The sequence below is a fragment of the Chelativorans intermedius genome (genome assembly GCF_025398255.1).
Lineage (GTDB): Bacteria > Pseudomonadota > Alphaproteobacteria > Rhizobiales > Rhizobiaceae > Chelativorans > Chelativorans intermedius.
Genome location: NZ_JAODNW010000003.1, coordinates 115,258 through 127,992, shown reverse-complemented (window position 1 = coordinate 127,992; position 12,735 = coordinate 115,258). Strand labels below are relative to the sequence as shown.

Here is a 12,735-nt window from a genome sequence, read left to right as displayed (position 1 = left end):
GGCAAGCGCCCCTTCGGTTTGTGGCGCAGGCCGTAATACCATGGCCGGGCGTCCGGCCGTCGCCGGCGGCCATTGGGAACAAAGACGGCCTTCGGCCGAACCGGGGAACGGAAATGAGCGATTTCGCCGTGATGTGGGACTGGCTTTCCTTTGCCGTGCGCTGGCTGCATGTGGTGACGGCCATCGCCTGGATCGGCTCGTCCTTCTACTTCATCGCCCTTGACCTCGGCCTGGTCAGGCGGCCGGGCCTGCCCGACGGCGTGCATGGCGAGGAATGGCAGGTGCACGGCGGCGGCTTCTACCACATCCAGAAATATCTCGTGGCGCCGGCGGCGCTGCCCGAGCACCTGACCTGGTTCAAGTGGGAGTCCTATTCCACATGGCTGTCGGGCTTCGCGCTTCTCGCCATCGTCTACTATGCGGGCGCGGATCTCTATCTCATCGACCGCAACGTGCTCGACGTCTCGGCGCCCGTTGCCATTCTGATCTCGCTTGCCTCCATCGGCCTCGGCTGGCTGGTCTATGACGCGCTGTGCAAGTCGCCGCTGGGGAAGAACGACACGGCCCTGATGCTGGTCCTCTATGCCGTTCTGGTGGCGATGAGCTGGGGCTACACGCAGCTTTTCACCGGGCGAGCCGCCTTTCTGCACCTGGGTGCGTTCACCGCCACCATCATGACGGCCAATGTCTTCCTGGTCATCATTCCCAACCAGAAGATCGTGGTGGCGGATCTGAAGGCGGGCCGCACACCGGACCCGAGGCTCGGCGCGCAGGCGAAGCAGCGCTCGCTGCACAACAATTACCTGACGCTGCCGGTGATCTTCCTGATGCTGTCGAATCACTATCCGCTGGCCTTCGGCACGCGGTTCAACTGGGTGATCGCGGCGCTCATCTTCATCATCGGCGTCCTCATCCGCCATTATTTCAACACCGTGCACGCGCGAAGGGGCCAACCGCACTGGACCTGGGGACTTTCGGCGGTTCTCTTCGTCATCATCATGTGGCTGTCCACGGCGCCGGCGGTGCTGACGGGTCAACCCGCCGTCTCGGCCGCGGCGGAACGGTTCATCGCCTCTGCGCATTTTCCGGCCGTGCGCGACACGGTGATGGGGCGCTGCGCCATGTGTCATGCCGCCGAACCCGGCTATGAGGGCATCCATGCGCCGCCGAAGAACGTACGCCTCGACACCGACGCGGAGATTGCCGCCCATGCCCGCGAAATCTATCTACAGGCGGGCATGAGCCATGCCATGCCGCCGGGCAATGTCTCCGGCATGACACAGGAGGAGCGCCGCCTGCTCGTCGCCTGGTTCAGGCAGGCACAGCGAGGAAACCCATGAGCAGAACTCTGATCCGCGGCCGACTGCTCACCTTTCACCGGGAGCCGCAAGGCCCCGACGACCACACCGCCCATGCCTATGAGGAGGATGGCGCGGTGCTGGTGGAAAACGGCGTCATTGCCGCCGCCGGCCCCCACACATCCCTCGCGGCGGCGGCCAAGGACGCGCACACGGTGGACCACCGCCCGCACCTGCTGATGCCGGGTTTCGTGGACGCGCATGCCCATTTTCCGCAGATGCAGGTAATCGCAAGCTTCGGCACCGAGCTGCTCGACTGGCTCAACACCTACACCTTCCCGGAGGAGATGCGTTTCGCCGATCCTGCCCATGCCGCGCGCATCGCCGGCGCCTTTCTCGACGAGATGGTGCGCCATGGCACCACCACGGCCGCCGTCTACTGCACGGTGCATCCGCAATCGGTCGATGCGTTCTTTGCGGAAGCCGAGCGGCGGAAGATGTGCATGATCGCCGGCAAGGTGATGATGGACCGCAACGCACCGCGGGGGCTCACCGACACCGCGCAGCAAAGCTATGACGACGCCAAGGCGCTGATCGCCCGCTGGCGGGGCCGTGGCCGGCTGCACTATGCCATCACGCCGCGCTTCGCCATCACCTCCACGCCGCAACAGATGGAAATGGCGCAGGCGCTGGCCAGCGAGCACCCGGACCTGCATGTGCAGACGCATCTTTCCGAAAACCGTGCGGAAATCGCCCTTGCGAAGGAGCTCTTTCCCGACTGCGCCGACTACACCGCCATCTATGAGCGCTACGGCCTGACGGGGCCCAAGAGCCTGTTCGGCCACTGCATTCACCTGTCCGATCGCGAGGCCGACGCGCTGTCGGACTCCGGCTCGGTGGCCGTCTTCTGCCCGACCTCCAACCTGTTTCTGGGCTCCGGCCTTTTCGACTATCAGCGCTACCGCCGGCGGAACAAACCCCTGCGCATCGCCACGGCCACCGACATTGGCGGGGGAACCAACTACTCGATGCTGCGCACCATGGACGAGGGCTACAAGGTGATTGCCCTTAACGGCGAGAAGCTGAACCCGCTCGCCGCCTTCTGGCAGATCACGCGCGGCAACGCCGAGGCGCTGTCGCTCGAACGCATCGGCACGCTTGAACCCGGCAGCGACGCCGATCTCGTGGTGCTCGACGCGCGGGCGACCCCGGCGATGCGCCTGCGCATGGAAAGGGCAAATACCCTTGCCGAAGAGCTCTTTGTGCTGCAAACCCTTGGCGACGACCGTGCCGTAGTGGAGACCTACGTGGCCGGCCAGCCGATGAAACGGGGTTTGTGAGCGAGGAACGACGGTGGACGCGACAGAGACGAGACACCTTTTCGAGGATCTTTTTCGCGCCGCCGTGGCCGCCGCCGATCCCCGAGAGGTGATTCCCGCCTTCCTGCCCGCCCGACCGAAGGGCCGCACGGTGGTGGTCGGCGCCGGCAAGGGGGCGGCCCAGATGGCGCAGGCCCTGGAGGCCGCCTGGGACGGCCCGCTGGAGGGCGCCGTGGTCACGCGCTATGGCTATGGCGCGCCGACGAGGCGGATCGAGGTGATCGAGGCCGCCCACCCGGTGCCCGATGCCGCGGGGCTGCACGGCGCGCGGCGGCTTCTCGAACTCGTGGAGGGACTGACGGAAGACGATCTCGTGATCGCGCTCATCTGCGGCGGCGGCTCGGCGCTTCTTCCGGCTCCGCCGGCCGGCATGACGCTCGAAGACGAGATTGCGGTCAACCAGGCGCTGCTTGCCTCCGGCGCTCCGATCTCCGCCATGAACACGGTGCGCAAGCACCTTTCCACGATCAAGGGCGGAAGGCTGGCGGCGCGCGCGCACCCGGCGCGCGTGGTCTCTCTGATCGTTTCCGACATTCCGGGGGACGATCCCGCCCTCGTCTCCTCCGGTCCCACGGTGCCCGACGCGGCATGCCGGCAGGATGCGCTGGCGGTGGTGGAAGCCTATCGCCTAGAGCTGCCCGCGGCGGCGCTGCGCCATCTTCATGCGCCGCAGGCAGAGGCGCCGAAACCCGACGATCCGCGTTTTGCGCGCAACGGCGTGCACATCGTCGCCTCCGCGGCCCGCTCGCTGGAGGCCGCAGCAGCCACTGCCCAGGCGCACGGCGTCACGCCGGTCATCCTGTCCGACGCCATCGAGGGCGAAGCGCGCGAGGTGGGCAAGGTGCACGCTGCGATCGCCCGCGAGGTGGCGTGGCGCGACCGGCCCTTTGCCAAGCCCGTGGTGATGCTCTCCGGCGGCGAGACGACGGTGACGCTGACGGGCAAGGGCGGACGCGGCGGACGCAACACGGAGTTTCTGCTCTCGCTTGCCATCGCCATCGCGGGTGTGGAGGGCATTGCCGCCTTCGCCGCCGACACGGACGGCATCGACGGCTCGCAGGACAATGCCGGCGCCTTTGCCGACCACACCACCGTTGCCCGGCTGCGCGCCGCCGGCCACGATGCCAAGGCGCTGCTTGCCCGCCACGACGCCTGGGGCGCCTTCGACGCTCTGGGCGACCTCTTCGCACCCGGACCGACGGGAACGAATGTCAACGACCTGCGGGCGGTTCTCGTTCGCTGACCGCCGGGGCCGGCCGGGCGAGCTCAGGCGGAAATGTCCACCACGCCGCACTCGCCCGTCTCGCAGCCGAAGGCCAGCCTGCGGCCCTCGCCGTCCCAGCGCATGGCGGTGACAGCGCCCTTGCCGGCGCGGCGCAACAGCACCTCCTTCCCATCGGCGAAGCGTGCTGCAAGGATCATGCCGTCGCCATAGCCGATGGCCGCAATCTCCTCGGTGGGATGGCAGCACACCTGCGTGACCATGGTGTCGCCGCGCGTGCCGAGTTCCAGCGGCGTCTTGCCCATCGGCCCATCCTTGGCGTGGAACGGCCAGACGATGGCTGCCGGCGCGCCGGACGTGGCGAGCCACCGGCCCTTCGCACTCCAGGAAAAGCTCTTCACCTTGGCCGGATAGCCGGCCATGCGCATGTGCTTGCCGTCGGCGAGTTTCCAGCCGTGCAGCGCGTTTTCCTGCATGGTGGTGACGAGGAAGCGGCCATCGGGCGAGAAGGTGACACCAGTGTGGGCGCCGGCCCATTCGAGCTCCGTCGGCCTGCCCTCGGCTGCGGCAAAATGCAGCGTCGCGCCGTTGTATCGCGCCACGGCCAGCCGCATGCCCTTCGGCGCGAAGGCAAGCCCTTCCACCGAGCGGGGATGCTGGAATGTGCGCGTGTTCCCGTCGGCAAGGCGCACATGCGCGAGGCGGCCGCTCGCGAAAGCCACCGCGCCCTGTGGCCCGGTCGCGACGCTGCCGATCCATTTGCGGCCGAGCTCGGCCAGACACCGGGCATGGCCGTCGGACGTCACCGCCATCACCCTGCCGTCCTCGCCGCCCGTCACCAGGCGAGCGCCATCGGCCGCGGCGCACAGGAGCCCGTCATGCGCCTTCACCCATTTGTGGCCATGATCGAGCCGGTGGACCATGCCGTCGGCCAGCGCGAAATGGGGAATGTCGTCGAGCCAGGCACAGGCCAGGCAATGGGCATCCAGATCCAGCGGGGCCACGGTCGGCATGGGCGTCAGGCCTGGCAGGCCTCGAAGGTGCGACGCAGGCGCTCCGCATCCAGCTCACGGCCGATGAACACAAGCCGGCTTTCGCGCTTCTCGCCCTCCTTCCACGGGCGCTGATGGTCGCCCTCCACGATCATGTGCACTCCCTGGACAACGTAGCGGTCGGGATCGTCGCGGAAAGCGATGATTCCCTTGAGCCGCAGGATGTTGGGTCCGTCCATCTGCGTGATCTTCTCGATCCAGGGAAAGAATTTCCTGGGGTCCATCTCGCCCCCGCGCAGCGAGACGGAGGTCACGCCGATATCATGGATGGCCGAAGGGGCGTGATGGTGATGATGATGGTCGTGCTCATGATCGTGATCGCAATCCGGCCCGCAGACATGGTCCGGGTGATCGTGGTCGAGGAAGTGCGGGTCGTTGTCGAGCGCCCGCTGCAGATCGAAGGCGCCGCGGTCGAGCACCTCCGACAGCGCCACCCTGGCGCGCTCCGTCCTGTGGATGCGCGCCGACGGGTTGATGGCGCGGATCGTGGCTTCCACCTCCGCCAGCTCCTGCGGCGTGACCAGATCGGTCTTGTTGAGAACCACCACATCCGCAAAGGCGATCTGGTCCTGCGCCTCGTTGGAATCCTTCAGCCTGAGCGGCAGGTGCTTGGCATCGACCAGCGCCACGACGGCGTCGAGCCGTGTCTTGGCGCGCACATCCTCGTCCATGAAGAAGGTCTGCGCCACCGGGGCGGGGTCGGCCAATCCCGTGGTTTCGACAATGATGGCATCGAAGCGGCCGGGCCGGCGCGTCAGCCCCTCCACCACCCGCACCAGATCGCCGCGCACGGTACAGCACACGCAGCCGTTGTTCATCTCGTAGATTTCCTCGTCGGATTCCACGATGAGATCGTTGTCGATGCCGATCTCGCCGAACTCGTTGACGATGACCGCGTAGCGCTTGCCGTGATCCTCGGAGAGGATCCGGTTCAGCAGCGTGGTCTTGCCGGAGCCCAGATAGCCGGTGAGAACCGTGACGGGGATTTGGCTCTGCTGTTCAGACATGGGTGTTCCCGTTTCAAGCGTCCTGTTGGTTCCAGTCCCATATAGGCGCTTCGCGGCCGCCTTGCACGCCTCTATCGAGCATCGAAAAGCACCAGGTCGAAACGGTTCACATCCTCCAGCAGATGCACCAGGCCCTCGACTGCGTGGTCGAGCAGGCGCTCACCCGCCGCCGCGCTGGCCGCCGCCGCGTCACCGACTGCGCCATGCGGCGAGAGGTCCCGCATCATCCAGCCGAAGGCATGCGGACCATAGGCACGCAGATGGGTGAACTCCCGCCGGAAGCGGGCCTGCGCGGAGGGAAAGCTGCGCGCCTTGTCCATGGCGACCAGATCGGGCCTGAGCGCCAGCATCACGGAGGTCTCGACAAAGCCGCCATGGATGCCCAGCGCCCGCTCCTCCTCGCTCACCAGATCGGGCGGAAAGCCGAAGCGTGTCCAGCTCGTCGCCACGGCCAGCATGGCATGGCGCACGCGAAGCTCGGTGGCGACAACGGTCATCAGCGGCGAATTGCCCCCATGGGCATTGAGCATGACGAGTTTGCGCGTTCCTGCCGTTGCGAGGCGCGCGCCGATGCCCACCCATCGCCTGACCGCCTCGTCGAAGCTGAGGGAGCGCGTGCGCGGATCGTCTCCATGCTCGATGGAATAGCCCACCTTCTCCACCGGCAGCACGTCGAGCGGCAGAAGCGCGGCGCGCGCCTTGGCCCGCGCGGCCACCGCCTCGGCGATGATCCAGTCGGTCTGCGGCGGCAGATGGGGTCCGTGCTGCTCGGTCGCGCCCAGCGGCAGGACGGCGATTCTCTCACCTTCGGGCAGAGCGCATCTCCCTGTCATAAGAATGATACGCCGGTTTGGCATTAGCCCGGAAACGACCCGGCAATGCAGGCAAGCCTAGCGTGCCGCCACGGGCGCCACAAGACAGGCCCCTGTTGCCAAGGTCGTTTGCCGGACTATCTTTTATGCGAGGGTAAAGGGGGCCGGCGGGAGGAGAACACCGCCGGCTTTTTTGGGGTGTAGGAAAGAGCAATATGGCGAAATCATCGAAAGGTTCGATCATCGGCAGGCTGCAGGCGGCGGCGCGCCTTTCGCGCACGGCGCTGGCCGAGCGGCTTCTCGATCAGGGCCTTTACGCCGGACAGGACAAGATCATGCTGGCGCTGAGCCGGGAAAACGGCCAGACGCCGAGCCAGCTTGCGGAGAAGCTGGGCGTGCGCCCGCCGACCATCACCAAGACCATCAACAGGCTGGCCGCCCAGGGCTTTCTGGAAAAGCGCGCCTCCGAAGAGGACGCCAGGCGCGCCCACGTCTATCTGACCGAAACCGGCGAACAGGCAATCCGTGCCATCGAACGGTCGGTGCGCAAGACCGAGAAACAGGCTCTCAAGAGCCTCGACAAGAAGGAGCAGAAGGCACTCTCCAGGCTGCTCGCCCGTGTCGAGGCCAACCTGTCGAAAAACGGCCGGCCGCTGGAAGACGAGGAGATGGAGGAAGGAGCCTGAGAGGGCCTGCGGCAACCCCTTCAGCCCCGCCGGCAAAAAAGCTTTGACCTGTGTGCCCGCGTTGGGATAAGCGGCCCTTAAACAGTTTAAGGGGCCGTGACGGGGAAAGCTCTCCCGAGGGCCGGGAGGAAAACGCTGGCGCAGAAGATCAAGCTCTCGACCATTGCCGAGGCTCTGGGCGTTTCGACGGCCACCGTGTCGCTGGCGCTGAGAGACAGTCCGCTGGTAGCCGACGCGACGCGCCAGCGCATCAAGGAACACGCGCGCGCCATCGGCTATATCTACAACCGGCGCGCAGCGAGCCTGAGAACCTCGCGCTCGGGCATCGTCGGCGTGGTCGTGCACGACATCATGAACCCGTTCTTCGCGGAGATCCTGCGCTCCATCGAGAGCGAGCTCGACCGCTCGCGCCAGACCTTCCTCCTGTCGAACCACTACGACCAGCTCGAAAAGCAGCGCACCTTCATCGACACGCTGCTGCAGCTCGGCGCAGACGGCGTCATCATGTCGCCGGCCATCGGCACGCCGCCGGAGGACATCATGCTGGCCGAGGAGAATGGCCTGCCGGCGGTGCTGATCGCCCGCTCCGTGGACGGCGCGCGGGTGCCCACCTTCCGCGGCGATGATGCCTATGGCATCGGGCTTGCCACAAACCACCTGATCTCGCTCGGCCACACGCGCATTGCCATGATCGGCGGCACCGACCACACATCCACCGGCCGCGAGCGCTATCGCGGCTATGTGGAGGCCATGCAGAAGGCGGGGTTGGAGGTCAAGCCGGAATGGCGTTTCCCCGGCCCGCGCACCAAGCAGGCGGGCTTCGAGGTGACCGGCGCTTTCCTGGCGCTGAAGGACAAGCCCACGGCGGCGGTGTGCTGGAACGACCTGGTCGCCATCGGCCTGATGAACGGCATTGCCCGCGCCGGGCTGGCGCCCGGTGTCGACATCTCCGTGACGGGCTATGACGACCTGGAGGAAGCCGCCATCGCCACGCCGGCGCTGACCACCGTGTGGAACGGCCAGCGCGAAGTGGGCCGGCGCGCCGCCCGGGTGCTGCTCGACCGGCTGAACGGCGCCGAGGTGAACCCCTGTCAGGAGCTCATCAAGCCGGAACTGCACGTGCGCCAGTCGACCACGCGGCCGGTGGAGCGGTAGGCACCCGCCCTATCGATTCGCCACGCGCTGTCGCGCCACGACAATGGGCGGCGGCACCTCTCCCAGCGCCTCCCGCACGAGCTCGAAAATGTCGAGCGCCGTGCGCAGGCTGAAACGCCGCTCGTCGAAGAACATGCCGTAGCGCGCCTGCAGCCGGCCAGGCAGCAGCCCCACACAGCCATCCAGATCGACCGGCGGGCTGTCCCGCAGATAGGGCGGCAGGGGAGAGACGGCCAGACCGCCCGCCACCATGCCGACGGCCGTCATGATATCGTCGACCTCGCCGATGACATCGTAGACGATCTCATGCTCCCGCAGCCAGTCGCGCGCCAGCGCGCCAAGCGGCGAGTGCGGCGCGGGAAGGACGAGCGGCAGACCCTGCCTTCCGCCGGCAAAATCCGCGAGATGCGCAGTGCCCACCCATTCGAAGGAAAGCTCGGCCGTCAGCTCCGGCGCCACCTCAAGCGGATAGAGAGCGCGGAAAACGGCATCGACCTCGCCTTCCTCATACATTTCCTCAAGCCGCCGCGAATCGGCAACCCGCAATGTCAGCGCATCCCGCATCCTGCCGAGCACCCTTCCACGCTCCGCCAGGAGGGGCGCGCAATAGGTGCACACGCCGAGCTTCAGCCGGGACAGGCTGCGCTCGTAGCCGACCGTCTTCAGCCGACGTTCCAGCTCCAGCATCTGGCGGATGAGCCGCGAAATCTCCTCCTTGACGATGATCCGGTTGCCCACCCGCTTGATGAGCGAGGTGCCGATGGCCCGTTCGAGGCGCCCCAGATGCATGCTGATGGCAGGCTGGCTGATGCCCAGCTTCAGGGCCGCTCCCGTCAGGCTCTTCGTGTCGATCACCGCCTCGGCGGCCCTGAGCGTCGCAAAGGACAGCCCGTCCTGCCTGTGTCCGTTCATCGCGCCCTCCCGGCTGCGGTTCGATTGAAGGGATTTGCGATCGTCTCGCCCGTCGTCCATCTGCTCGCTGTGTCGATGTCCTGTTCCACGCCTTTCCCTCCTTCCTGTGCCTTGCGCACGGCACGCAGGGTGCCCTCCCCCGGACAAGGAACGCCCGAAGGTGTGCAATCCGGCTGTCGGTGCCTCTCGCCGTGCCGCCCATTCGGGGCGCGCCGGTGGACCCCATCGCTGCGACGATGCTGCCCGATGGAACGACCTTCCATGACCCGGCGCTGGCTTACATTCGGGACACCCCCCTTGCGGGCACAACGAATACGAAGCAAACTAGCGCAACGGTTGTACAATTACAATCTAAACGTGCACCGCTTGCGGTACTATTTTCCAGACACCTAACAATACGCTCAACTTATTGTAGATATTCAGGATTTCTTTTCTCAAGCGGTTCGTGGAGCCATGTCCCGGCCCATAAACGGCATGATGAGGAACAGCTACCGATACAATCGGTACACGTATTCCGTGTGACAGCAGGCGCACAATTCCCGCCGCCTCAATGCACCTCGCTGCGACATTCTCCGTGGTCGGCGAGCACCTGGATGACCCGGCACTCGCACACCTTGCCATGGCCGCATTCCTGCACCATGCGCCTCAGTTCCCCGCTCAGCGCCTGAAGCTTGGCGATGCGGCCCTCGATTTCGCGCAGATGGCGCACGGCGATGCTGTCGGCCTCGTGACAGGAGCGTTGCGGCTCTTCCGTCAGGGCGAGAAGCTCGCGGATGTCCTCCATTCCGAAACCCAGCTCGCGCGCGTGGCGGATGAAGCTCAGGCGGTGAAGATCCTTCTCGTCGAACTGGCGCCGATTGCCCTGGCTGCGCGGCGGGGCGGGCAAAAGACCGATTCGCTCGTAGAATCGGATGGTGGGCACCTTGACGCCGCTGCGACGGGCGGCCTCGCCGATTGAGATGGCCTCGACGGTCATTTTTCCCTTGCTCCTATAGCCGCTACAGGAAGTAGGTCTCGGCGCATGAGCGATCAAGGATGCGCAGGATGAAGAACGTTTCGAGCACCAGCCGCTATCGGGTGGAGGGCATGGACTGCGCCGGATGCGCGCGCAAGATCGACACGGCCGTGCGCCGCATCGACGGCGTGCGCGAGGTGATCGTCTCCGCCGCCAGCGGCACGATGACGGTCGAACATGCCGATGCGCCGGCCGTGCGTCCAGCGCTTGAAGACCAGGTGGAGCGGCTCGGCTACCGCCTGCTGCCGATGGAGTGCGAAAGCGGGGCAGGGCGGAAGGCCGCGAGACGCACCCTCGAAACGGAGACCCGGCTCCCATGGTGGCAGGAGCCGCGCGCGCGGTTGACCGCGCTGTGCGCACTTGCGCTGGCGGCCGCCTTTCTGGCGGCGCGCATCTTCCCCGCCGGCGATGGCTGGTTTTACTCGCTTGCCATGCTGGTCGGTCTGGTGCCGATTGCCCGGCGCGCGCTTGCCGCGGCTCGCGCCGGCGCGCCGTTCACCATCGAAACGCTGATGAGCATCGCGGCCGCCGGCGCCGTCATCATCGGTGCTGCGGAGGAGGCGGCGGTCGTCATCCTGCTGTTCCTCGTCGGCGAGCTGCTCGAAGGTGTGGCTGCAGGCCGGGCGCGCGCCAGCATCCGCGCCCTGGGCGACATCATGCCGAAGACGGCCCGGCTGGAACGGGAGGATGGAAGCGTGCAGGAAGTGCCGGCCGAGCGGCTGGCCATCGGCGACGTGATCGTGGTGCGCCCCGGCGACCGCATTGCCGCCGACGGCACGGTTGTTTCCGGCTCGAGCGCCGTGGACGAGGCGCCGGTGACGGGCGAAAGCCTGCCAGCCGACAAGACCGCGGGCGACACGGTGTTCGCCGGCACGATCAATGGCGAGGGCGTTCTGCGCCTGCGCGTGGAAGCCGCCGCCGAGGACAACACCATTGCCCGCATCATCCGGCTGGTGGAAGAGGCGCAGGAGAAGAAGGCGCCGACGGAACGCTTCATCGACCGCTTCTCCCGTCACTACACGCCGGCTGTCGTGCTTCTGGCGCTTCTGGTGGCCGTCGTGCCGCCGCTGGCGACGGGCGCGGCATGGCTCGAATGGGTCTACAAGGGGCTGGCGATCCTCATCATCGGCTGCCCTTGCGCGCTGGTGATCTCGACGCCGGCGGCCATCGCCGCGGCCCTTTCGGCCGGTGCGCGGCGCGGGCTGCTGATGAAGGGCGGCGCGGTGCTGGAGGAGGTCGGCCGGCTTCAGGCCATCGCCTTCGACAAGACGGGCACGCTGACGGAGGGCCGGCCGCGCGTCACCGATGTGCTGGGCTTTGCAGCGGAACCGCAGGAGGTGCTGCGCCTGGCTGCGGCGCTTGAACAGAATGCCAGTCACCCGCTGGCGCTTGCGGTGCTGGAACGGGCGGCAAGCGAGGGGATTTCCATCCCGCAGGCCACCGATGCCGCCGCCGAGGGCGGGCGGGGTGTCGCCGGCACGGTGGAGGGCAGGACGGTGTTCTTCGGCTCCGCGCGCGCAGCCGGCGAGCGGCAGGCGCTGGGCGGCGAGCACGGCCGCAGGATCGCGGCGCTGAACGAGGCGGGGAAAACCGTCTCCGTGCTGCTCGTGGACGGCAGGGCGGCGGGCGCCATCGCCATGCGCGACGAGCCGCGCAGGGACGCGCGCGCCGCCCTCGCCCGCCTGCGCGCCGCCGGCATTCGCACGCTGATGCTGACGGGCGACAACCGGCGCACGGCCGCCGCCATCGGCGGCGAGCTGGGTGTCGAGGTGCACGCGGAGCTGATGCCGCAGGACAAGAGCCGCATCGTCGGTGCGCTGAAGGACCGCGGCCTGAAGGTGGGCAAGGTGGGCGACGGCATCAACGATGCGCCAGCCCTTGCGGCCGCCAACGTCGGCATCGCCATGGGCGGCGGCACCGACGTGGCGCTGGAGACGGCGGACGCGGCCATTCTGCACGGACGGTTGGACGATGTGTGGGCGATGATCGCCCTGTCGCGGCGGACGATGGCCAACATCCACCAGAACATCGCCATCGCCATCGGGCTGAAGCTCGCCTTCTTCGCCACCACCGTGCTCGGCATTACCGGGCTGTGGCCGGCCATTCTGGCCGACACCGGTGCAACGGTGCTGGTGACGGCAAATGCCATGCGGCTGCTCGCCTGGAAGGGGCAGAGCTGAGCCGCCGGAAGGATTTC

11 protein-coding genes are annotated in these 12,735 nt (G+C 67.1%); 6 read left to right on the top strand and 5 right to left on the bottom strand.

The genetic code is table 11. The features are described from left to right. Positions 1-113 precede the first annotated feature (113 nt). The 3 genes from NYR58_RS04550 to NYR58_RS04540 are packed head-to-tail and all read left to right on the top strand — an operon-like array spanning position 114 to position 3,920. Positions 114-1,340 carry a urate hydroxylase PuuD gene (locus NYR58_RS04550; protein WP_261519292.1) on the top strand — a complete coding sequence of 409 codons (1,227 nt, stop codon included), beginning with the start codon at positions 114-116 and terminating at the stop codon, positions 1,338-1,340. Beyond that, positions 1,337-2,638 carry a guanine deaminase gene (gene guaD / locus NYR58_RS04545; RefSeq protein WP_261519291.1) on the top strand — a complete coding sequence of 434 codons (1,302 nt, stop codon included), beginning with the start codon at positions 1,337-1,339 and terminating at the stop codon, positions 2,636-2,638. Before NYR58_RS04550 ends, guaD begins: the two co-directional genes overlap by 4 nt. 13 nt (positions 2,639-2,651) lie before the next feature. After that, a complete protein-coding gene (locus NYR58_RS04540) occupies positions 2,652-3,920 on the top strand; it encodes a glycerate kinase type-2 family protein (protein WP_261519290.1) in 1,269 nt (422 codons plus the stop codon). 23 nt (positions 3,921-3,943) lie between these two features. On the opposite strand, the gene NYR58_RS04535 is transcribed toward NYR58_RS04540, so the two are convergent. The 3 genes from NYR58_RS04535 to NYR58_RS04525 all read right to left on the bottom strand — a co-directional run bounded on the left by NYR58_RS04535 (position 3,944) and on the right by NYR58_RS04525 (position 6,791). Next, complete coding sequence (locus tag NYR58_RS04535; RefSeq protein ID WP_261519289.1) at positions 3,944-4,912, bottom strand: WD40 repeat domain-containing protein; 969 nt, start codon at positions 4,910-4,912, stop codon at positions 3,944-3,946. Positions 4,913-4,917: 5 nt separating this feature from the next. After that, the gene (locus NYR58_RS04530; RefSeq protein ID WP_261519288.1) at positions 4,918-5,958 is read right to left on the bottom strand and encodes a CobW family GTP-binding protein; all 1,041 of its coding nucleotides are present in this window, start codon (positions 5,956-5,958) and stop codon (positions 4,918-4,920) included. 71 nt (positions 5,959-6,029) lie between these two features. After that, entirely contained in the window at positions 6,030-6,791 is a 762-nt protein-coding gene (locus NYR58_RS04525; RefSeq protein ID WP_261519287.1) for a creatininase family protein, read from the bottom strand. A gap of 194 nt (positions 6,792-6,985) precedes the next feature. On the opposite strand from NYR58_RS04525, the gene NYR58_RS04520 reads away from it, so the two are divergent. Both NYR58_RS04520 and NYR58_RS04515 read left to right on the top strand, forming a co-directional pair. After that, entirely contained in the window at positions 6,986-7,456 is a 471-nt protein-coding gene (locus NYR58_RS04520) for a MarR family winged helix-turn-helix transcriptional regulator (RefSeq protein WP_261519286.1), read from the top strand. 135 nt (positions 7,457-7,591) lie between these two features. Next, positions 7,592-8,611, top strand: coding sequence for a LacI family DNA-binding transcriptional regulator (locus NYR58_RS04515; RefSeq protein ID WP_261519444.1), 1,020 nt, complete (start codon positions 7,592-7,594; stop codon positions 8,609-8,611). Positions 8,612-8,620: 9 nt separating this feature from the next. On the opposite strand, the gene NYR58_RS04510 is transcribed toward NYR58_RS04515, so the two are convergent. Together NYR58_RS04510 and NYR58_RS04505 are read right to left on the bottom strand one after the other, a co-directional pair. Next, the gene (locus tag NYR58_RS04510; RefSeq protein WP_261519285.1) at positions 8,621-9,523 is read right to left on the bottom strand and encodes a LysR family transcriptional regulator; all 903 of its coding nucleotides are present in this window, start codon (positions 9,521-9,523) and stop codon (positions 8,621-8,623) included. A gap of 547 nt (positions 9,524-10,070) precedes the next feature. Beyond that, positions 10,071-10,499, bottom strand: a complete 429-nt coding sequence (locus NYR58_RS04505) for a MerR family transcriptional regulator (RefSeq protein WP_261519284.1) — start codon at positions 10,497-10,499, stop codon at positions 10,071-10,073. Between the two features lie 68 nt (positions 10,500-10,567). Between NYR58_RS04505 and NYR58_RS04500 the strand changes: the two genes are divergently transcribed. Then, the gene (locus NYR58_RS04500) at positions 10,568-12,718 is read left to right on the top strand and encodes a heavy metal translocating P-type ATPase (protein ID WP_261519283.1); all 2,151 of its coding nucleotides are present in this window, start codon (positions 10,568-10,570) and stop codon (positions 12,716-12,718) included. Positions 12,719-12,735: the final 17 nt, after the last annotated feature.